The following is a 19,607-nucleotide window of genomic DNA, read 5'->3' as shown; positions in this document are numbered from 1 at the left end:
AACTCCGCAACCGCGGTCGAGCGTGCGGGGCGAGAACGTTCCTTGCAGCGAAACGAGACCGGTTCGCCGCGTCGATGCTTTTCCCGTTTTCATTGGAATATGGCCTTAACGTGACCGATTGAGCCACAAACAAGGGAAGCGGGAGCCACATCTGGCGCCCGCTTTCGTTTTGATGCGAACTGTGTCCATCGCGCCACCCGCGATGGAGCTGTCACATACGGTAGGCGATGGTGTCGTTCCAGAACCGGTCGAGCCGCTGCAGAGCCTTGTTCATCTGACGGAACTCTTCCTGATTGATGCCGCCCACCTGCTCGATGGACCCGACATGGCGCTGATAGAGTCCGGCCACGACATCGGCGATCTCCTGCCCCTTTGGCGTCAGGCTCACGCGAACCGAGCGACGATCGATACGCGACCGCTGATGATGGATGAAACCGAGGTCCACGAGCTTCTTGAGATTGTAGGAAACATTCGACCCCAGATAATAGCCGCGGGTGCGCAATTCGCCGGCCGTCAGCTCCGAATTGCCGATATTGAAGAGCAGCAGCGCCTGGATGGCATTGATGTCGGTGCGACCGTTACGCTCAAACTCATCCTTGATCACATCAAGAAGGCGACGGTGAAGCCTCTCAACGAGTTGCATGGATTCCAAGTAAAGCGAATGAAGAGTTTCCACACGTTCATCATTGATATATGAATTCTTCGCGGCGAGTCGCGAGTTGATCATGATTTTTGCCTCTCTGTTGACGCCGGTGATTGTTTTTGTTTCTCACCTTGGTCGCGACCCTATCGAATACATCTAAAATTCGACTTAAACGCCAAGCTTAACAGGAGCTTACGTTTGCCGGACTACAAAGAGGGCTAATCTGGAGTTAAGAAGCGGCGCGCCGCTTCCTGATATAGAAGGCAAGACGGAAGCCGGCATAGATGATGGCAACCGCCGCATGCATCGCCAGTATTTCCGGCTTGCGGCCGAAGAGAGCCGGGAACCCGCCATGCATGACCGCCTCGATCGCCGCGCACAGAAACCAGATGACCGGCCCCCATGAGGCAAGCAGCCAAAGGCCGACAGCGGCAAACGGGAAGAGGACGGCCAGGGTGACGGCTGCAATCTGCCAGTGCAGGGGCATGATGTCGAAGCGCCAGAGCGTGCCGTCGTAAAGGCCGATCAGGCGCACCCAATAGAGCAGGCCGAGATACATGCAGCCAGCCGCCGTCAGGCGGAGGAACCAATCGAAAGCAATGTCTAGCGTACCCGGTCTCGGCACGAGGTGTGCGGCCGGCTCATTCATTATAATTCGAGTTCCCCGTTCGGAAGCGGCGCGAAATAAGCTTCGATGTCTGCCGGATCGACATCCTCCAGCCGTGCCGGTTTCCATTGCGGCGTAGACCCTTTGTCGATCAGTGCAGCCCGGATGCCTTCATAGAAATCATGGCCGGTAAGCATACGATTGAGGATGCGATATTCCATCCGCATGCACTCATCCATGCTCAGCATGCCTCCAGTGCTGATCTGCCTGAATGCGACATGCATGCTGGTGGGAGAGCGTTTGAGCATCGTCTCCAGCGTGGCACGAGCAAACTCATCACCGTCATTGGCTGCTTCACGCAGGCTGGCGAAAATCGCCTCAAGCGTGTCGCAGGAGAAATGGTGCGAGATGGCATGGACAGCCGCCTCATCTATCTCACGCGGTGCCTGCACCGTTCGGGACCGCAAGGCTGCGCGGATATTGCCGGTGACGGTCAGTTCGCCGAGAAGCTCCGGCAACAATTCGGCGTCGACCACATGGGTCGCCAGACCGGACCAAAGCGCATCGCCGCGCTTGATACGATTTCCGGTCAGTCCAAGATACATGCCGAAACTGCGAGGGAGGTTTGCCAGGAGAAAGCTGCCCCCCACATCGGGGAAGAAACCGATCCCCACTTCGGGCATGGCGAAAACGGCGTTTTCCGTCATGATGCGATGCGAGCCATGGAAGGATATGCCCACCCCTCCCCCCATGACGATTCCGTCGATCAGTGCCACATAGGGTTTCGGAAAACGCGCGATGGCTGCATTGAGCCGGTATTCGTCGGCGAAGAATTGTGGGCTTGCCTTGCCCTCCATTCCGGCCCTGTAGACGTCGAGGATATCGCCGCCGGCCGAAAAGGCGCGTCCTTCGCCCTTGACGATGACGAGGGCGACCTTGCTGTCAGCCTCCCATTCCTGCAGGGCGCGGGAAAGCGCGTTGACCATGCGATGATTGAGCGCGTTCAGGGCCCTGGGCCGGTTGAGCGTCACGACGCCGGCTTTGCCTATGCGTTCGAAAAGGATGTCTTCCTCGCCGCCGAAGTCCAAGCGCAAATCAGCCTCCTCGCTTCTTTCTCAAGCGTGATTATTGACGCCGCGGTGCCGCGTCAATGCCGCGAATATCGGGCTGCGACAAGACGGGGTTGGTCACGCCCCTTCGCCCATGATAGAAACGCGCCAATCTGGAGGCGAGCCGTGAACAGGATCAGCCGGGCCAAGCCCGCCAATATCAGAAGTGTAGACGAGATCACTGACAGCCGCAGGCTGCGCCGTATGCGCAAGGCGGACTGGTCGCGCCGGCTGGTGCAGGAAAACCGGCTGACGGTGGACGATCTCATATGGCCGATTTTCCTCATCGACGGCGAGAATCGGCGTGAGGAAGTCGCCGCCATGCCGGGCGTCTATCGCTATTCGGTCGATCTGGCGGCGAAAGAGGCCAAACGCGCAGCAGGTCTGGGAATTCCTGCGATAGCAACCTTCCCCAACATAGATATGAAGCTTCGCGACCGGACCGGCTCGGACATATTGAACCCGGACAACCTCATCAACCGCGCCACGCGGGCGATCAAGGATGCCGCGCCGGAGATCGGCATTATCACCGATGTCGCGCTCGATCCGTTCACCGATCACGGCCATGACGGCATCCTCATCAATGGCATCATCGTCAATGATGAGACCGTGGCGCAGATCGCCGAAGCGGCCGTGCTGCAGGCGGCCGCAGGGGCCGACATCATCGCGCCCTCCGACATGATGGACGGGCGCATCGGCGCCATTCGCGACGCGCTCGACGGCAGCGGCTTTCAGGATGTGGCCATCATGTCCTATGCGACCAAGTTCGCATCCGCCTTCTACGGCCCCTATCGCGAGGCGATCGGGACAGGCGGGCTGCTGAAAGGCGACAAGAAGACCTACTACATCGATCCCGCCAATTGCGACGAGGCGGTCCGCGAGACGGAGCAGGATCTTGCCGAGGGCGCCGACATGATCATGGTCAAGCCCGGCCTGCCCTATCTCGATATCGTCCGGGTCCTGAAGGATGAGTTCCGAATGCCGACCTTCGCCTATCAGGTATCGGGCGAATATTCGATGATCCGCGCCGCTGCCGCCAATGGCTGGATCGACGGCGAGCGGGCGATGATGGAAAGCCTGCTGGCCTTCAAGCGGGCCGGCTGTGATGGCATCCTCACCTATTTCGCCCCCGAAGTCGCCGAGCGGCTTTCCGCCGGAGCTTGAAAACAACGGCCCATCTCCCCATTTGCCTCTGGTTGGGAGCAGCGAGGCCGCTGCCGGTAGATGCAGGGAAGTTCGATGGCCACACGTATCCTTGACGGCGAAATCCTGACCTCGCGTTTCGATGACGTGAGGCTCTATGATGGTGTCCGCACCCGGCGCGTGCTTGCCTTCGTGCTCGACTATCTGATCGTCGGCCTCTTGTGCATTCCCTTTGCGATCATCGTTGCATTGCTTGGCATTATCACTCTCGGTCTCGGATGGGCGCTTTTTGGCGTGCTCGGGCCGGTAGTGGCCCTTTTCTATGTTGCGGCAACGCTGGGCGGGCGCGAACAGGCAACGCTTGGCATGCGCATGATGTCCATTCGCCTGGAAAGACTCGACGGCGGCTCGATAGGCCCCGTGATTGCCGTGGTCCATACCGTGCTCTTCTGGGCTGGCAATGTGATCCTGACGCCATTGATCCTGCTGGCGACGCTCTTCCTCGACCGCAAGCGCACCCTGCACGATCTACTGCTCGGCACCGTCGTGGTGCGCACCGACAAATAAGCAATCTAACAGCGATCCATTTTTGCACAGGCTGACCTCGGTTTCCTAAAAGTCAGCTTGCGGCCCGATAAACCGGCCCTATGCTGCGCCGCACATTTGCGACGGGACAAGCAATGGCCGATCTTCACATTTGGGCGACCTATCTGATCATCGTGCTTTCGGTCGTCGCCTATGCGAGCGAGCGCTTTGCGCTGGAGATGGTCGCACTGGCGAGCCTGGCGGCTTTCCTCGCCCTTTTTGCCGTCTTCCCCTATGAAGGCCCCAGCGGGCCGCTGCATCCTGAAGCTCTGCTTTCCGGCTTCGCCAACCCCGCACTGGCAACAGTGATGGGGCTGCTTATCGTCGGCCAGGGGCTTTTCGCCACCGATGCGATGGATCGGCCCGTCCGGATGATTGCGCGAGTGGCCGGAGGGTCGAGTACCCGCGCCATGGCGATAACGCTGCTTTCGGCTGCCACCCTCAGCGCTTTCCTCAACAACACGCCTGTCGTGGTCATCTTCATTCCTATCCTGACCATGCTCGCCGCACAGCGGAATTTCGCTGCCTCCAAAGCGCTGATGCCGCTTTCCTTCCTCACCATCCTCGGCGGCATGACGACGTTGATCGGCTCATCTACGAACCTTCTCGTGGCTGGTGTGGCGGCCCGATCGAGCATAAATATTGGCTTCTTCGACATTACCATTCCCGGCCTTTTTCTGGCGGCCGCGGGCGCGGTCTATGTGCTTTTCGTCATGCCGCGCATCCTGCGCGATAAGACCACCCAGAGAAGCTTCCGCCAGAGCCAGTCCGGCACTCAGTTCATCGGCGAGATAAGGCTGGGGCCGCGACACCCGTTTCTCGGAATCGAATCGCGCGCCGGCCTGTTTCCCGGTCTCGGTGAGCTGACGCCCCGTCTCATCATTCGGCGCGGCATCAGCTTCTTTCCGCCTTTCGAAAATGTCGTGCTCTCGGAAGGCGATTGCCTTGTGGTGACGGCCACGCGCCGCGTCTTCATGCAGACGCTTGCACGGGCTTCAGGCGGCCTTATCGCCAGTGACAGCGAAACACCGCCACCGGGCAACCCGCTGCAGCCACTCGGACCCGACTATCACGTAGCCGAGGCGGTTATTCCGCCTGGATCGCGCCATGCCGGCCGGACGGTGCGCAATGCCGGCATCGAAACCACGCACGGCGTCCATATGCTCGGCGTGCAGCGCAAAAGCCGCATGGGCCGTCTGGCAATGTCTGATATCAGGCTGGAGCCGGGCGATACGATCCTTGTCGGAGGCACCGACAAGGCCTTCGAGGATCTGCGCGAAAGCCATGATCTGCTCGTGCTTGAATGGTCGGCGGAAGCTGTTCCCCAGCGCCGAAAGGCAGGCATCGCCTTCGCCATCTTCGCGGCTATCGTGCTGACTGCCGCCTTCAATATCCTGCCTATCGTGGCGACCTCGATCATCGGTGCCTTCGCCATGATCGCAACCGGCTGCCTCACCCTGCCGCAGGCCGGGCGCTCCTTCGACCGGCAGATATTCCTGCTGGTGGGGTCTTCCATCGCAGCCGCAACGGCACTCGAACGAACGGGGGGCGCACAGCTGATCGCGGACGGCGCGGTCGCCTTGCTGAACGGACAGAGCACCGCAGTCATTCTATCCGGTTACTTCGCCGTGGTGGCCATCCTCACGAATTTCCTGTCGAACAACGCCACTGCGGTCCTGTTCACGCCGATCGCCATCGGTATCGCCAGTGCAAGCGGGGCTCCGGCAGAAGCCTTCGTCACGGCGACGATCTTCGCAGCCAATTGCTCCTTCGCCACACCAATCGGATATCAGACCAACCTGATGGTGATGGGCCCGGGCCATTATTCCTTCGCCGATTTCATAAAGGCCGGAATTCCTCTTGTCGCGATAATATGGTTGACGTTTTCTATCGTGGGGCCATGGTATTACGGCTTGTGAATCCAAGACTCACCGCTCCATGACGCAGCATCCGACCCAGTCACCGCAATTCTTTCTCACCGCTCCTTCGCCCTGTCCGTATCTCGAGGGGCAACTGGAGCGGAAGGTGTTCACGCATCTGGTAGGAGACAAGGCGCCGGAACTGAACGATCTTTTGACTCAGGGCGGTTTTCGCCGGTCGCAGAACATCGCCTATCGTCCGGCCTGCGAAACGTGCCGCGCCTGCGTCTCGGTGCGTATCCTTGCCCAGGAATTCGAGCCGACGCGCAACATGAAGCGCGTCTGGAGGCGCAATGCGGACCTGATCGGCACCGCACATGAGGCCGAACCCACCACCGAGCAATATTCTCTCTTCCGCACCTATCTCGACGCGCGACACCGCAAAGGCGGCATGTCGGACATGACGGTGCTCGACTATGCGATGATGGTGGAAGACAGCCATGTCATCACCAAGATCATCGAATATCGGCAGCGGGGCCCGAATTCCTTCATTACCGGCAAGGGCGAAGGCGAACTCATGGCGGTAGCCTTGACCGATCAGATGGCTGACGGCCTTTCGATGGTCTATTCCTTCTTCAATCCGGAGCTGGAAGACCGTTCGCTCGGCACCCTCATGATCCTCGACCATATCGAACGCGCCAAGGCAGCCGGTCTGCCCCATGTCTATCTCGGCTACTGGGTCAACGGATCGCGCAAGATGGCCTATAAGGTGCGCTTCAGGCCGCAGGAACATCTCGGCCCGAAAGGCTGGGAACGCTACGACGGCGACGCCTGATCGGGCAGCCCCTTCACGCCTCTTCCTTCTTCCCGCCTTCACGGAGCTTCCGCAGTGTCGACGCTTGACGCCAACCATTCCAGGGGTCTGCTTTTGACCGCCATTGGCGGTATGACGCTTACAGTCGATATTCCGCTGATCCGCCTTGCCGACGGCAATTCCTGGTCGATCCTGATGATGCGTAGCGGCACGACGGTGGTTGCGACGCTCCTCATATGGCTCGTCTGGCGATCCTTCTCGCGCAACGTGCCGCCGCTGATCCCTGGCCGAATCGGTCTGGTGGTGGCGCTCCTTTATGCGCTTTCCTCCATCACTTTCACGATAGCGGTCTTCCATACCTCCACGGCCAATCTCGTCTTCATTCTCGCCTTCAATTCGATGTTCGCCGCGCTTCTGTCCTGGATATTCCTCAAAGAGCGACCGAAGCCGGTGACGCTGGTCACAATGGCTGTGATGCTTGTCGGCGTGCTGATCATCGTAGGCGACAGCCTCGGCGCCGGCAATTTCTTCGGCGACATGCTGGCCCTCACCTCGGCCTTCCTCATTGCCTCGGCCATCACGATCACGCGCGCCAGCGGCAGGGACATGGGATTTGCCGCCCTTATCGCGGTAATCCTGCCTTTCGCTGTTTCGACTTTCCTGGTCTCGCAGGTGGGCTACAGGGTCGAAGCACCGTGGTGGATCATCTTCAACGGCGCCGTCATCATGCCGATCGCGTTCTTCTGTCTCGCCAACGGGCCGAAATACATCTCGGGCCCAGAGGTGGCCATGTTCTACTTGCTGGAAACCGTGCTAGCGCCTGTCTGGGTGTGGATGATCTTCAGCGAGGTTCCATCCACCCAGAGCCTGATCGGCGGCGCGATCCTGATCGTGGCGCTGATCACGCATTCCCTCTGGCAGCTTCACCAGGGGCGCAAGCGGCGGCCCGCGCAGACCATCCGGCATCCGGTCTGACAGCTATTCCGCCGCGTCGCGGGGCTCCAGAATATCATCGGGGGCGTTCGGATCTCCCGGAGCCGTTTCGCAGCCGAGATCAGGGAAATTGACGACGCGACCTCCGCGCAAGTCCTTTCGCACGACCAGCAGCCCGCGCTCCTCAAAATAAGTGAGCAACCGTCGCGCGCGGCTGGGTGAATGCGTGCCGTAAATGGTTGCCAGCCTGGCATCGGATGGACAAGGCTCACCGGCAATGGCGGCGCGCGCCACGGCCAGGAATACGCCCTGTATGTCCTCCGTCAGGCTTTCCGACAAGGCGAGCGCCTGCCGCCACGTTTCGCCCGAGGCCATCTCGTCATCAACGCCCGATCGGGCCACCGCCAACCGACGGCGGAAAGCTGACAGGGTCAGCGGCGTACCGGGCACGCGATGGATGCGACAGCGGACGAGAAAATCCTGATAAAGCACAGAATTCGTGCGAAAACCCGCCTCCGGATCAGCGACTATCTCTCCAATGATCCGGTCCAGCATGGCCGTCCGCCCGGCCTCGTCAATCTCGGCAGGCGCCGAGGAGTTGGCTGCATTTGTCTCGGCAGCCCGGACAAGCTGTGCCATGATGTCGGCTGTAGGCGTGGGCGGAGGTTCCGCGCGTTTCCTCGGCGGGGGGCGGGTTTCCTCCGGTTCGGCAGCAAAGATCAACTCGGCTGCGTCCTTCGGAGGCGTTTCCGGCAATGGCAGCAGCTTCGGGCTGATGGAACGAGCCGATGTTTCGACCGGGCCAATGGTGACGGCGACCGGGCGGCGCGAAATCGCCGGGCCCAAAGCCACGAAACAGCCGCGTTGGAGATCCCGGAATTGTTCGGCCTGCCGGCGATCCATGCCGAGAAGATCAGCAGCGCGCGCCATGTCGATATCGAGGAAAGTGCGTCCCATCAAAAAGTTCGATGCTTCGGCGGCGACATTCTTGGCCAGCTTTGCCAGGCGCTGGGTGGCGATGACGCCGGCAAGGCCGCGCTTTCGCCCGCGGCACATCAGGTTGGTCATCGCCGCGAGCGATAGCCGCCGGGCATCTTCGGCCACCTCGCCGGCTGCCGCGGGCGCGAAAAGCTGCGCCTCGTCAACCACCATCAGGACCGGATACCAATGATCGCGATCCGCATCAAACATGCCGCCAAGAAAAGCTGCTGCCGCTCGCATCTGCTGGTCGGTTTCAAGACCCTCCAGATTGAGCACGACCGAAACGCGATGCTGGCGGATTCGGCCTGCAATACGGGTCAGTTCGGTCTCGGAACGGGCAGCATCGACCACCACATGGCCGAACTTGTCGGACAGCGTGACGAAATCGCCCTCGGGGTCGATCACGCATTGCTGAACCCAAGGCGCGCTCTGCTCCAGCAGCCGGCGCAGCAGGTGCGACTTGCCCGAGCCGGAATTGCCCTGAACGAGCAGGCGCGTGGCAAGCAACTCCTCCAGATCAATCATGGCTGGCGCGCCGTTTGCGCCGGTTCCCATGTCGATGCCGACCTTCATTCCCTTGGCCTCGTGACTTGACGGAGCCCTGTCTATCATCCCGGGGACGGGTATGGCGGGCCATTCCCGCCCAATCCACAGGAGGATGAAGGAATAAAGGGGATGGCCCCTCCGGGTGGGAACCTAGTGCTGCGCCGAGAAGGAGTAATCTCCGGCTGAGACCGAAAGCCGTGGCTCGACAGGGTTCTTCGGGAACATGGTATCGGTTGCGAAACCCCGGCCGAACATCTGGTCATACTGGACGAGCCAGAAGAATTTCAGAGACGGCGGCAGGGGACGGTGACGCGTCCAGTCGATCTTGTAGCTGTCCAGCCGCTCTTTCAGCAGCCTGCGCTCGACGACGGGATATTGCTCGAAAAGGTGGCCGAGAAAGCCCGTATAGAAAGGATGGCTGATGCCAGCCAGCCGCAACAGATGCAGCGGGATATAGGCGGGGCTGATCGTGCCGAGGTCGCGCACTGCGCCGGTGCGGTTCGACCATATGACGAGCGGTGTCTCGCGCTGGCGCATCAATCCCTCTACCAGTTCGTCGCCCTTGGCGGTCGGATCGTGCAGATAACCGGTATCGGTATAGACTGAGGCCAATGGGGGCAAATGATCGCCGAACGCGATGATGATGGTCGGTCGCTGGCGATTCTCGGCCCACTCGATCAGCCGCGCCAGCATGCGATCGGCATCCAATGCGCCTTCGGCATAGGAAAGCACCGGCCCATCTACTTTACTGCCATATGGGCTGGAGACTTCGAGCGTCGTGTCCTTGTAGCGGCCAGGTCTGTAGGGGCCGTGATTCTGAAGGGTTACGCCGAAGAAGAAGAAAGGCTTCTTGATCCTGTCTGCCTGTCGAATAAGCTCCTCGACAAAGGCGCTGTCGGAGGCTTCCGGTCCGCGCTTCTCAAGAACGGGCAGCCGTTCCTTGGAGCGGAATTCGTCGAAGCCGAATTCCTTATAGACGGAGGCCCTGTTCCAGAACCATTCCCGATAAGGATGCAGTGCGCGGGTCACATAGCCAAGATCGCCGAACATGGAGGCAAGCGACGGCGTCTTGTGGCGCACATATTGCTGGTAGGGGACGCTCCCGTCCGGCAGAAAGGCGTTTGAAAAACCGGTCAGTGCCTCGAATTCGACATTGGCTGTCAGCCCACCCATCTCCGGCGAAAAGACATGCCCGGATGAGTATTTCCGGAAGGTCGCCAGCGGATCGGGCTCTATGGTCACGCCTTCCAGCCGCCTCGGATCCCATAGGGATTCCACCATGACCATGACGACATCGGGCTTTTCCGTCGGCGTCACGAAGACCCCGGGAGCGGGAATGGTCGCCATGATCTTCTTGGAGTAGCCGGATGGGGTGGAAACCATCGCCATCGGCACGTTCATGGCGAAGGCGGCCAGGAAGCCGTTGTGCCGGTAATTGGCGGCCTGATCCCAGACCATGGGTTCCAGGCCAAGGAAGATGCGCAACTGCGAGAAAGACCGGTAGTTGAGATTCGCCCCAACGATCACGAGTGACGGCACCGATATGGCCACCATGGCTGCCCGCGCCAGAGCCGGCAGGGGCCTCGCCCGGCGATAACGCAATATGCCGGTACCGAAGGCAGCGAAAAGCGCGACCGGGATCGCGACGGCTGCCGTCAGCAGGAACATTCTGTTCTCGATCAGCAACGGAAAGAGATCAATGATCTGGTGCAGGAAAACGAAGTCAGTGGGATAAAGCGGTGCGCCGAGGAAGAGGTTCTTTACGCGACTGGATAGCGCCATCAGCAAAAGGGCCGAGGCCACGAAGCCCATGCCGACATAGGAGCGGCCGACTACCGCATCGATGATCCACAAGCCAAACGTGATGGCGAAGGTGGTCGTGAGCATTGCTCTCGGCTCGGTGCCAAGGAAGTGCCAGACCCCCTCACCCGTTCCGCGCACGATGAATTCGATGCAGATTGTGAGGATGGCAGAGAAAACTATCGTGATGGGAATATAGCTTAGCCGCCTTATGGAAAAACGCGCGCCTGAAATGGCTTCGGTGGTGGTCATTGGGTCCGCTCTCCGCCGCCAACCCCGCTGACGCCGACGCGCAAGGCTCAACGTCGTTGGCGGTTGATGAAACTGTCATCCAAATGACATGAAACTGTCATATTGGGTAGAAGATGGACATAAAAAGGGCGGCAGTCCAGGATCGTTCCACAACCGGCATGACTTATTTGCCAAGCCCGCTGCGATCGGGCTCAAAGCGGCCTCGCCAAAAGACCCGCAGCCGGATGGCGTGGAACCACCGCCATGCGGGGCCTGTTGGGCGGGGGCGCCACGGTCATGGATATCTTTGCTTGCTCTGCACGCGCCCGTGGTGCTGACCGCCGTACTGGCTCCGACTACGCTGTGGCTCTATCTCAGACGCTGATGCCGGCCACGGCCTACGCCCGAGCCGCGCGCCTGAGCGCCTGAGGCGGCTGACCCAACCCTCGCAAAAACGCACGGCGCATGCGGCCAGGATCGCCGAAGCCGGTGACTTCGGCAATGCGTTCGAAAGGAGCGTGGCTGGTCTCGATCGCCGTACGGGCGGTTTCCAGACGCAGGCGCTCCACGGCTTTTGCCGGAGTAATCCCGGCCTCGGCCGCGAAGGCGCGGGCGAAATTGCGAGGGCTCATCGCAGCGCGATCGGCAAGACGTTCGACGGTCAAGGGCTCGGCGAGATGGTCGCGCATCCACTCGATGAGCCCGGCGAACCGTCCTGTCCTTCCGCCCAGTTCCACGATAGCCGAAAACTGGGACTGACCGCCCGGCCGCCGCTGATGGACGACGAGCTGTTGTGCCGTCCGCCGCGCGATCTCCGGGCCAAGATCATCCTCGATGAGGGCCAGAGCGAGGTCGATCCCGGCGGAGATGCCAGCCGATGTCCAGACGTTGCCGTCGCGGATGAAGATACGGGCCGCATCGAGCTTCACCTGCGGATAGCTGCGGGAAAAAAGACCCGTGCTGTCCCAATGAGTGGTAGCACGGCGGCCATCGAGCAGACCCGCTTCCGCCAGCAGGAAGGCGCCGGAGCATACGCTGGCTACACGCCTCGCCTTCATGCGCTTCAACCAGGCGACGATCTCCCGTGCCGCCTCCATGGAACGCACGATCTCCCCGCCGGATATGATGATCGTATCGAAAGGGTCATCGCTCAACGGCTTGGCCGAAAGGCAAAGCCCCGATGAGCTTTCCACTTCCCCGCCCTCAGGTGCGAGAAGCACTTGTTCGTAGCTTCCGGGCTGAAAACGTTCTGCGATCTCGAAGGCCGCTGTAGGTCCGGCAGTATCCAGCAACTGGAAACCGGGATGGATAATGACGGCGATCGAGCGGCGCATGGCAGCTTTTGCCTGTTTTATGTCATTTCGGACAAACCCTAGTCTGGCTAGCTTGCATGTCAAGCGATGTAGTTCGAGCCGCAGGAGAAGAGCCATGAACCTGAAGCTTGCTTTATGGAGCTTGCTTGGCATCGTCGTGCTTGGCTTGGCGGGATTTGCCGGCTGGATCCTGACATTGCCGCCCACTCCGGCGGCTGCGGCCGCGCCGGCGATCGCCGAACAGGAAATCGATGCCGCTCTGGCGGCTTTGAAGCCGCAGAAGCGTGAGCGGCCGGTGATCGCCATCATAGCCATCAACGATGCCACCGAGGTCACAGACTATCTCGTGCCCTATGGCATCTTGCGACGGGCCGACATCGCCGATGTGATGACGCTTGCTACGGAGCCGGGCCCGGTCACGCTGTATCCGGTGCTGAAAGTCGAACCTGATACAACTGCGGGCGAGTTCGATGCGCGATATCCGGAAGGGGCTGACTACGTCATCGTTCCGGCCATGAGCCGCGACGACGATCCCGCGGTCATGCAATGGCTGAAGAAGCAAGCGGACAAAGGAGCGATGGTCATTGGAGTCTGCGCCGGCGCCAAGGTGGTGGCCGCAGCCGGGTTGCTCGACGGCAGACGGGCAACCACCCACTGGTATTATCTCAAAGAGTTGCAGGAAGAGCATCCGGGCATCCACTATGTCGCAGACCGCCGGCTGGTGGTCGATGAGCGTGTGGCAACGACAACCGGCATCACGGCGTCCATGCCGATGATGCTCACCCTGATCCAAGCCATTGCCGGCCAGGCAAAGGCTCAGACCGTTGCGCAGGACCTGGGCCTTTCGCAATGGGATATGCGGCACAGCAGTGATGCGTTCAAATTCACGCGGCCTTTCGCCTTGACCGCGCTGGGCAACGGGCTCGCATTCTGGAACCGCGAACGGCTTGGCATCGAGCTTCAGCCCGGCATGGACGAAGTTTCGCTTGCTCTCGCAGCAGATGCTTGGTCTCGTACCTATCTATCGAACACAGTCACCTTTGCCGGCTCGCCTGAGGCCGTAGAGACCCGAAACGGGGTCCGCCTCCTTCCCGACGAAAAGACAAAGGACTGGCCTGAAGACCGTCTCCTTCCGATGATGGAGAACCGGCGGCCGGCAGCAGCCTTGGATCAGACCTTGCGCGGGATCGCGGAACGCTACGGCGCGCATACCGCTAACCTTGTTGCCATGCAGCTCGAATATCCGGGACGGAACTGGCTGGACTGAGGGACGCGGGAACCCTAGCTTCGGGTTCCGGCCGTCAGAACTTTCCCGTACGCGGAAAACCCTTCGGCGCGATGCGGCCGGCGGCGGCGCGGTTGCCAAGCCATTCGGCAAGCTCGTCTGCCGACTTGGTAAAGGTGCGATCGGCCGAATCCTGCCAGGTGAGGCCCTCGGCCATGGCAAAGGTCTTGGCGTCGGAAACGCCACCATCCTTGTATTTCTGCAGGCGCACGCCTTTGCCGCGCGTCATCTCCGGTACTTCGACAAGCGGGAAGACAAGAAGCTTGCGATTCTCTCCCACGATGGCGACGTGATCGCCTGAAACAGGCACGCACAGCTTGGCCTCGTCAGGCGACTTCACATTCATTAACTGCTTGCCCTTGCGGGTGTTCGCCACGACTTCCTTCTCCGGCACGATGAAGCCGTTCCCAGCATGGGAAACGAGCAGCAGGCGGCGCTCGGGATCGTGGGCGAAAGCAGTGACGATGTCCTGGTCGTTCTCCATGTCGACCATGATGCGGATCGGCTCGCCATGGCCGCGGCCGCCAGGGAGGCGATCGGCACCGATAGTGTAGAACTTGCCGCCGGTGCTGAAGACGAGGATCTTGTCCGTGGTCTGCGCGTGGAAGGCCAGCTTGAGTCCGTCGCCTTCCTTGAAGGAAAGTGTCGAAAGATCGGCCAGATGGCCCTTCAGGGCGCGCAGCCACCCCTTTTCCGATACCACCACAGTGACCGGCTCGCGCTCAACCAGTGCGTGATGCACGTCACCGATATCGTGTTCCGGCGGCTCCGCGAAAGTGGTGCGGCGGGCGCCGAGTTCCGGATTCTTCTCCGGATCGAAGCGGTAGCGGACATTCTGGATTTCCCAGCGGACCGTCTTCCATTGCTGTACGTCCGAGGCAAGAAGCGCCTCGATCTGCTTCTTCTCCTCGGTCAGTCCGTCGAATTCCTTGCGGATCTCGAATTCCTCGAGCTTGCGCAGGGCGCGCAGGCGCATGTTGAGAATGGCTTCGGCCTGCACATCGGTGAGCGAGAAGCGCGCCATCATCACCGGCTTCGGCTCGTCCTCCTCGCGGATGATGCGGATCACCTCGTCAATATTGAGATAGGCGATGAGGTAGCCGCCAAGGATTTCCAGCCGCCGCTCGATCTCGGCGAGGCGATTGCGCGAGCGGCGCAAGAGCACGTCGCGGCGATGGTCGAGCCATTCGCGCAGCACTTCCTTGAGGGAGAGCACCCCTGGCACCTTGCCTCGCGAAAGCACGTTCATATTGAGCGGAAAGCGGCTTTCGAGCTCGGTGAGCCTGAAAAGCGATTCCATCATCAATGCCGGATCGACCGTTCTGCTCTTTGGCACGAGGACGATACGGATATCCTCAGCACTCTCATCGCGAATGTCCTCGACCAGCGGCAGCTTGCGGGCGAGAATCAGCTCGGCGATCTTCTCGATCAGACGCGACTTCTGCACGCCATACGGGATTTCCGTTACGACGGCATTCCAGGTGCCGCGGCCCATATCCTCGGTATTCCAGCGGGCGCGCACGCGAAAGCCGCCGCGACCCGTCTCATAGGCTTCGAGGATGGAGGACCGGTCCTCCACTATGATGCCGCCGGTGGGGAAATCTGGTCCCTGCACGAATTCCACAAGTTGGGCGACCGTGGCATCCGGATGGTCGATCAGATGTATGGCGGCGTCGCAAAGCTCGGCGGCGTTATGCGGTGGGATCGAGGTCGCCATGCCGACCGCGATTCCGGAGGAGCCGTTTGCAAGCAGGTTCGGGAAATTTCCCGGCAGAACGATCGGTTCCTCGTCCTCCTCATTATAGGTGGGACGGAAATCGACGGCATCCTCGTTGATACCCTCCAGCAGGAGTGTCGCCACTTCCGTCATGCGCGCTTCGGTGTAGCGCATGGCGGCGGCGTTATCGCCGTCGATATTGCCGAAATTCCCCTGCCCGTCGACCAGGGGGTAGCGCATGGAGAAGGATTGCGCGAGACGCACCAGCGCGTCGTAGATCGACTGGTCGCCGTGAGGATGGAATTTGCCCATCACCTCGCCGACGATGCGGGCGCATTTGGCGAAGCCCTGGTCGGGATTGAGGCGCAACAACCGCATGGCATGCATGATGCGGCGGTGAACGGGCTTTAACCCGTCACGCACATCCGGAAGCGCGCGATGCATGATGGTGGAGAGCGCATAGGCGAGATAGCGCTCCTCGAGCGCTTTCTTCAGATCGACGGGCTCGATCGAATCGTCTTCGCCGCCGGAAGGCGGTATGAGGCTCTTTCCCATGGGTTCCGGTTAGCCGACAGGGTGATTCGCGGCAAGTGCCGCAACGCCGCGGATCGATGCAAGAGCGAAATTGACACCATTGTCATTTTCCCGTCCAGTTCATGGCCGATTAAAGACAAGCCACATCACGCCAAATCTTCCGCGGGGGATCAGGATGTCACGATACCGCACAATGATGAAGACGCTCGCGATTTCGGGCCTCCTCATCTCCGCCACCTCAAACGGCGCTCTCGCCTGGGAAGCCGAGACCGTGACCGAGCGGCTGAAGCAGCTTTTTGCGGCGCAGGGGATCGACCTTGCCTGGACCGGGGTGAGCGACGACGGTTCGTCGATTACCATCGAGGACCTGAAGGCTACGCCGGCGGACGAAAACCGATCCGTTGATCTCGGCACGATTGTCCTCGAAGACGTGACCGAGGATGACAAGAATTATCAGATCGGCGAGGTCAGCCTGCCTTCATACGAGAGCACGAGCGCAAAAGGATCGGTATCGATGCAGGATATTTCGGTCTCTGGACTCATGCTGCCGAAGGAGAGCACCGATGATCCCCTGGCCGACGTGATACTTTATGAGAGTGCCAATCTCGGCGGATTGCAGATCTCGTCCCAAGACACGGATGTCTTCACGTTGAGCGCCATCCATGTGGAGATGATGCCGCCTGCCGACGACGGCACGCTTGAGTTCACGGGCGCGGCAGACCGCTTCACGCTCGACATTGGTGCCGTAACAACCCAGGCAAAGAGCCGCGAGACCCTGGAAAAGCTCGGCTATTCGCAAATAGAGGGCACGGTCGAAATGGCCGGAAGCTGGCGCCCATCGGACGGACGGCTGATGCTGTCGCAAAACGATGTGACGGTCGCCAGTGCCGGAAAGCTCGGCCTCACGCTCGACCTCAGCGGCTACACGCCGGAATTCGCCAATGCGCTGCGCGAGATGCAGGCGGAAATGGCGGCCAATCCGAAGGGCGACAAGTCCGCCCAGGGCATGGCCATGCTCGGCCTCATGCAGCAACTCACCTTCAACGGCGTGGTCATCCGTTTCGACGACGACAGCCTTACCAACAAGCTGCTCGACCATGCGGCGGAACGGCAGGGAGTGGAGCGCGCCGACGTGGCGAACCAGGTAAAGGCCATGGTGCCAATGAAGGCAGCATCATTTCTGGGTCCCGAACTGACGGCAAGCGTCACCGAGGCTCTTTCCACCTTTCTTGAAGACCCGGAAAGCCTGGAGATCCGGGCCCAGCCGGAAAGCCCAGTGCCTTTTGCGCTGCTGATGGGTGCCGCCCTCGCCTCACCGCAATCGCTGGCGGGTCAACTCGGGCTGAAGATCAACGCCAACCAGTAGCCTGGCACTGGCTCAAGCCATCTCCGCTCGCCTTTCCGCCAGCCAGGCGGCACTGCAGGTATCGATTATAACAGTCGCGCCGGCGACGAGATCCTGCAACGCCATCGCGTTGAGTGGAGCTTCCCCGTCAGCGAGCGGCGGCACATGGATGAAACCCGCCATGTCGGGCGCGAAGCCTGCACAGACCTGCCCGCAGGAATGATAGAAGAGATAGTTGCAGAGATAGCCGCCAGCATCATCGGACAATGAAACCGGAAGGTTCCTGGCGACCAGCGCCTCCTGGATCGCCTTGACCGGCAGGGTCGCGGCAATATCTCCGCCGCCTCCGACAATTTGCGTCAGCTCCGGCAGGCAGCCGGCATTGTCCGGTCTGCCGGCAGCAATTTCGTTGCGCGCCAGCCGTTCCAGCGTAAATCCTTCCGCCTTTGCGCTGAGACCGAAATGAATGGCGATATCGGGCGCGAATTCATTACCCAATGCCTCCAGTCTGCCGGGGATTTGCCCATATTCAACCGGCAGCACTTCCAGCCGGATATTGCCATGACGCGCCAGCCAGACTGCGTCACCACGGAGTCTCTCGATCACCTTCTCGGTCGGGTTCACCGGCGCTCCGGGAAAGACCGAGAAGCCGGTAACGAGTATGCGGGGGCGATCGCTCATCTGCGCAGTGTCCCGTTTTGATCCCGACAATGCAAGCTGGATGGGTCGGAATGAGTCCAGACTACCGAAGGACAATCCATCCAAATCAATGCTTGCATAATATCAATGCTTGCATAATAGATAAGTAAATGCTTATCTCAATTCCATGAACGAAACAGATGTCTTTCGCGCTCTCGCTGACCCGACCCGCAAGACCGTCTTTGAAAGACTGCTGTCCGGGGAGAAGAACGCGACCGAACTGCGCGAAGGGATGACGATATCTCAGCCGGCGATATCGCAGCATATTGCTGTACTTCGCCAGGCCGGCCTGATCACGGAAACCCGCGTCGGACGACATATCCGCTACGGCGTCGATCCGGAGGGGCTGCGACCTGTCATAGATTGGCTGGCCAAATACCGCGGCTTCTGGCCCGAGCGCATCGACAGGCTCAAGACCCTGCTCAAGGAGATGGATCAATGAAACCATCCGACGACGAAACCATGAACGAAGAGGTCATGGTGGAATGCGAGCTTGATGCCGCTACGGAAAAGGTATGGCGTGCCCTCACGGTGCCGGAGATTGTCCGCGAATGGCTGGGGGCGAAATCCACGCATGTCGCTGGCGAAACGAGCTATGAATTGGTCGATGCCGAGCCTTTCACCCGCGTGCGCTATGCCTGGCACGATCCAGAGACGGAGCCGGCCGAGAGTCTGGTGACATTCGAAATCGCGCCGAGAGACCAGAAAACCTTCTTCCGGGTCATCCACAGCATCTCAAATAAGGCGGATGTTCCGCGAGCGGCGAACACCAATATCCCGCCCCGCGCCATGGCGGCCTGAACCAAACAACCAACCTCAAGTCCAGATGGAGCTTCGCGAGATGCGCGACATGATGAATCTCGTCCCCGTGGTGGTGGAGCAGTCGCCGCGTGGCGAACGCTCCTTCGACATCTTTTCACGCCTTCTGCGCGAGCGGATCATCTTCCTGAACGGTGTGGTGGACGACAATTCGGCGTCGCTGATCTGCGCCCAGCTTCTGTTTCTGGAGGCAGAGAACCCCAATCGCGAGATATCGTTCTACATCAATTCACCGGGCGGTGTGGTGACAAGCGGCTTTGCGATCTACGATACCATGCGCTTCATAAAGAGCCCTGTCTCCACCCTTTGCATGGGTACGGCGCGCTCCATGGGCTCGTTTCTGTTGATGGCCGGCACGAAAGGTCGCCGCATCGCCCTGCCGAACGCCAGCATCCTGCTCCACCAGCCGTTAGGGGGCTTCCAGGGCCAAGCCTCAGATATCGAGCGCCATGCCGAAGACATCATCAAGGTCAAGCGGCGGATGATCCGGCTTTACGCCGAACACTGCGGCAGGACGGAAGAGGAGGTCGAGCGCGTATTGGACCGGGATTTCTTCATGACCGCCGATGAGGCGTGTGACTGGGGTCTCATCGACCACGTCTACGACACTCGCCAGACCGTGGAAGAGTTGGCGCCGGGTTGAA

18 protein-coding genes are annotated in these 19,607 nt (G+C 60.5%); 10 read left to right on the top strand and 8 right to left on the bottom strand.

Going from position 1 to position 19,607, the window contains the following annotated elements; all coding sequences use genetic code 11:
* Positions 1-211: 211 nt before the first annotated feature.
* The 3 genes from L598_RS01400 to L598_RS01390 all read right to left on the bottom strand — a co-directional run bounded on the left by L598_RS01400 (position 212) and on the right by L598_RS01390 (position 2,338).
* Positions 212-727 (bottom strand): MarR family winged helix-turn-helix transcriptional regulator, encoded by a 516-nt coding sequence (locus tag L598_RS01400; protein WP_144859297.1) that lies wholly within the window; start codon positions 725-727, stop codon positions 212-214.
* 145 nt (positions 728-872) lie between these two features.
* Positions 873-1,292 (bottom strand): DUF6163 family protein, encoded by a 420-nt coding sequence (locus L598_RS01395; protein ID WP_144859295.1) that lies wholly within the window; start codon positions 1,290-1,292, stop codon positions 873-875.
* Positions 1,292-2,338: an enoyl-CoA hydratase/isomerase family protein gene (locus L598_RS01390; protein ID WP_144859372.1), complete on the bottom strand. Its 1,047-nt coding sequence runs from the start codon at positions 2,336-2,338 to the stop codon at positions 1,292-1,294. The genes L598_RS01395 and L598_RS01390 overlap by 1 nt, the downstream gene beginning before the upstream one ends.
* Before the next feature lie 147 nt (positions 2,339-2,485).
* Between L598_RS01390 and hemB the strand changes: the two genes are divergently transcribed.
* The 5 genes from hemB to L598_RS01365 all read left to right on the top strand — a co-directional run bounded on the left by hemB (position 2,486) and on the right by L598_RS01365 (position 7,735).
* Positions 2,486-3,523: a porphobilinogen synthase gene (gene hemB, locus L598_RS01385; RefSeq protein WP_144859293.1), complete on the top strand. Its 1,038-nt coding sequence runs from the start codon at positions 2,486-2,488 to the stop codon at positions 3,521-3,523.
* 75 nt (positions 3,524-3,598) lie between these two features.
* Positions 3,599-4,069: an RDD family protein gene (locus L598_RS01380; RefSeq protein ID WP_144859291.1), complete on the top strand. Its 471-nt coding sequence runs from the start codon at positions 3,599-3,601 to the stop codon at positions 4,067-4,069.
* Between the two features lie 113 nt (positions 4,070-4,182).
* Complete coding sequence (locus L598_RS01375) at positions 4,183-6,006, top strand: SLC13 family permease (protein WP_144859289.1); 1,824 nt, start codon at positions 4,183-4,185, stop codon at positions 6,004-6,006.
* Between the two features lie 19 nt (positions 6,007-6,025).
* A complete protein-coding gene (locus tag L598_RS01370; RefSeq protein ID WP_144859287.1) occupies positions 6,026-6,781 on the top strand; it encodes an arginyltransferase in 756 nt (251 codons plus the stop codon).
* A gap of 111 nt (positions 6,782-6,892) precedes the next feature.
* Positions 6,893-7,735, top strand: coding sequence for a DMT family transporter (locus L598_RS01365; RefSeq protein WP_144859370.1), 843 nt, complete (start codon positions 6,893-6,895; stop codon positions 7,733-7,735).
* 3 nt (positions 7,736-7,738) lie between these two features.
* On the opposite strand, the gene L598_RS01360 is transcribed toward L598_RS01365, so the two are convergent.
* The 3 genes from L598_RS01360 to L598_RS01345 form a co-directional block, all read right to left on the bottom strand.
* Entirely contained in the window at positions 7,739-9,247 is a 1,509-nt protein-coding gene (locus tag L598_RS01360) for an ATP-binding protein (protein WP_144859285.1), read from the bottom strand.
* Between the two features lie 123 nt (positions 9,248-9,370).
* Complete coding sequence (locus L598_RS01355) at positions 9,371-11,272, bottom strand: LTA synthase family protein (protein WP_144859283.1); 1,902 nt, start codon at positions 11,270-11,272, stop codon at positions 9,371-9,373.
* A 377-nt stretch (positions 11,273-11,649) separates the two neighbouring features.
* Positions 11,650-12,585 carry a GlxA family transcriptional regulator gene (locus tag L598_RS01345; protein ID WP_144859281.1) on the bottom strand — a complete coding sequence of 312 codons (936 nt, stop codon included), beginning with the start codon at positions 12,583-12,585 and terminating at the stop codon, positions 11,650-11,652.
* A 94-nt stretch (positions 12,586-12,679) separates the two neighbouring features.
* On the opposite strand from L598_RS01345, the gene L598_RS01340 reads away from it, so the two are divergent.
* Positions 12,680-13,831, top strand: a complete 1,152-nt coding sequence (locus L598_RS01340; RefSeq protein WP_144859279.1) for a DJ-1/PfpI family protein — start codon at positions 12,680-12,682, stop codon at positions 13,829-13,831.
* Positions 13,832-13,865: 34 nt separating this feature from the next.
* On the opposite strand, the gene parC is transcribed toward L598_RS01340, so the two are convergent.
* Complete coding sequence (gene parC, locus L598_RS01335) at positions 13,866-16,121, bottom strand: DNA topoisomerase IV subunit A (RefSeq protein ID WP_144859277.1); 2,256 nt, start codon at positions 16,119-16,121, stop codon at positions 13,866-13,868.
* 172 nt (positions 16,122-16,293) lie between these two features.
* On the opposite strand from parC, the gene L598_RS01330 reads away from it, so the two are divergent.
* Entirely contained in the window at positions 16,294-17,466 is a 1,173-nt protein-coding gene (locus L598_RS01330; protein ID WP_144859275.1) for a hypothetical protein, read from the top strand.
* Positions 17,467-17,478: 12 nt separating this feature from the next.
* Here the strand turns inward: L598_RS01330 and L598_RS01325 are convergent, their stop codons facing one another.
* A complete protein-coding gene (locus L598_RS01325) occupies positions 17,479-18,126 on the bottom strand; it encodes a pyroglutamyl-peptidase I (protein ID WP_144859273.1) in 648 nt (215 codons plus the stop codon).
* A 145-nt stretch (positions 18,127-18,271) separates the two neighbouring features.
* Between L598_RS01325 and L598_RS01320 the strand changes: the two genes are divergently transcribed.
* The 3 genes from L598_RS01320 to L598_RS01310 are packed head-to-tail and all read left to right on the top strand — an operon-like array spanning position 18,272 to position 19,606.
* Positions 18,272-18,586, top strand: a complete 315-nt coding sequence (locus tag L598_RS01320) for a metalloregulator ArsR/SmtB family transcription factor (protein ID WP_144859271.1) — start codon at positions 18,272-18,274, stop codon at positions 18,584-18,586.
* Positions 18,583-18,945 carry an SRPBCC domain-containing protein gene (locus tag L598_RS01315; RefSeq protein WP_144859269.1) on the top strand — a complete coding sequence of 121 codons (363 nt, stop codon included), beginning with the start codon at positions 18,583-18,585 and terminating at the stop codon, positions 18,943-18,945. Before L598_RS01320 ends, L598_RS01315 begins: the two co-directional genes overlap by 4 nt.
* A gap of 40 nt (positions 18,946-18,985) precedes the next feature.
* Complete coding sequence (locus tag L598_RS01310; protein WP_144859267.1) at positions 18,986-19,606, top strand: ATP-dependent Clp protease proteolytic subunit; 621 nt, start codon at positions 18,986-18,988, stop codon at positions 19,604-19,606.
* Position 19,607: the final 1 nt, after the last annotated feature.

The sequence above is a fragment of the Mesorhizobium sp. J18 genome, assembly GCF_007829525.1.
GTDB lineage: Bacteria > Pseudomonadota > Alphaproteobacteria > Rhizobiales > Rhizobiaceae > VLJP01.
The sequence above is the reverse complement of the archived record's forward strand: the minus strand, read 5'-3'. Positions and strand labels throughout refer to the sequence as shown.

Bases quoted from the DNA above. Each gene is read 5' to 3' on its own strand.
- L598_RS01330 (WP_144859275.1), top strand. From the start codon at position 16,294: ATGATGAAGACGCTCGCGATTTCGGGCCTCCTCATCTCCGCCACCTCA.
- parC (WP_144859277.1), bottom strand. From the start codon at position 16,121: ATGGGAAAGAGCCTCATACCGCCTTCCGGCGGCGAAGACGATTCGATC.
- L598_RS01345 (WP_144859281.1), bottom strand. From the start codon at position 12,585: ATGCGCCGCTCGATCGCCGTCATTATCCATCCCGGTTTCCAGTTGCTG.
- L598_RS01380 (WP_144859291.1), top strand. From the start codon at position 3,599: ATGGCCACACGTATCCTTGACGGCGAAATCCTGACCTCGCGTTTCGAT.
- L598_RS01375 (WP_144859289.1), top strand. From the start codon at position 4,183: ATGGCCGATCTTCACATTTGGGCGACCTATCTGATCATCGTGCTTTCG.
- L598_RS01395 (WP_144859295.1), bottom strand. From the start codon at position 1,292: ATGAATGAGCCGGCCGCACACCTCGTGCCGAGACCGGGTACGCTAGAC.
- L598_RS01320 (WP_144859271.1), top strand. From the start codon at position 18,272: ATGAACGAAACAGATGTCTTTCGCGCTCTCGCTGACCCGACCCGCAAG.
- L598_RS01340 (WP_144859279.1), top strand. From the start codon at position 12,680: ATGAACCTGAAGCTTGCTTTATGGAGCTTGCTTGGCATCGTCGTGCTT.
- L598_RS01365 (WP_144859370.1), top strand. From the start codon at position 6,893: ATGACGCTTACAGTCGATATTCCGCTGATCCGCCTTGCCGACGGCAAT.
- L598_RS01310 (WP_144859267.1), top strand. From the start codon at position 18,986: ATGCGCGACATGATGAATCTCGTCCCCGTGGTGGTGGAGCAGTCGCCG.
- L598_RS01325 (WP_144859273.1), bottom strand. From the start codon at position 18,126: ATGAGCGATCGCCCCCGCATACTCGTTACCGGCTTCTCGGTCTTTCCC.
- L598_RS01355 (WP_144859283.1), bottom strand. From the start codon at position 11,272: ATGACCACCACCGAAGCCATTTCAGGCGCGCGTTTTTCCATAAGGCGG.
- L598_RS01360 (WP_144859285.1), bottom strand. From the start codon at position 9,247: ATGAAGGTCGGCATCGACATGGGAACCGGCGCAAACGGCGCGCCAGCC.
- L598_RS01315 (WP_144859269.1), top strand. From the start codon at position 18,583: ATGAAACCATCCGACGACGAAACCATGAACGAAGAGGTCATGGTGGAA.
- L598_RS01370 (WP_144859287.1), top strand. From the start codon at position 6,026: ATGACGCAGCATCCGACCCAGTCACCGCAATTCTTTCTCACCGCTCCT.
- L598_RS01400 (WP_144859297.1), bottom strand. From the start codon at position 727: ATGATCAACTCGCGACTCGCCGCGAAGAATTCATATATCAATGATGAA.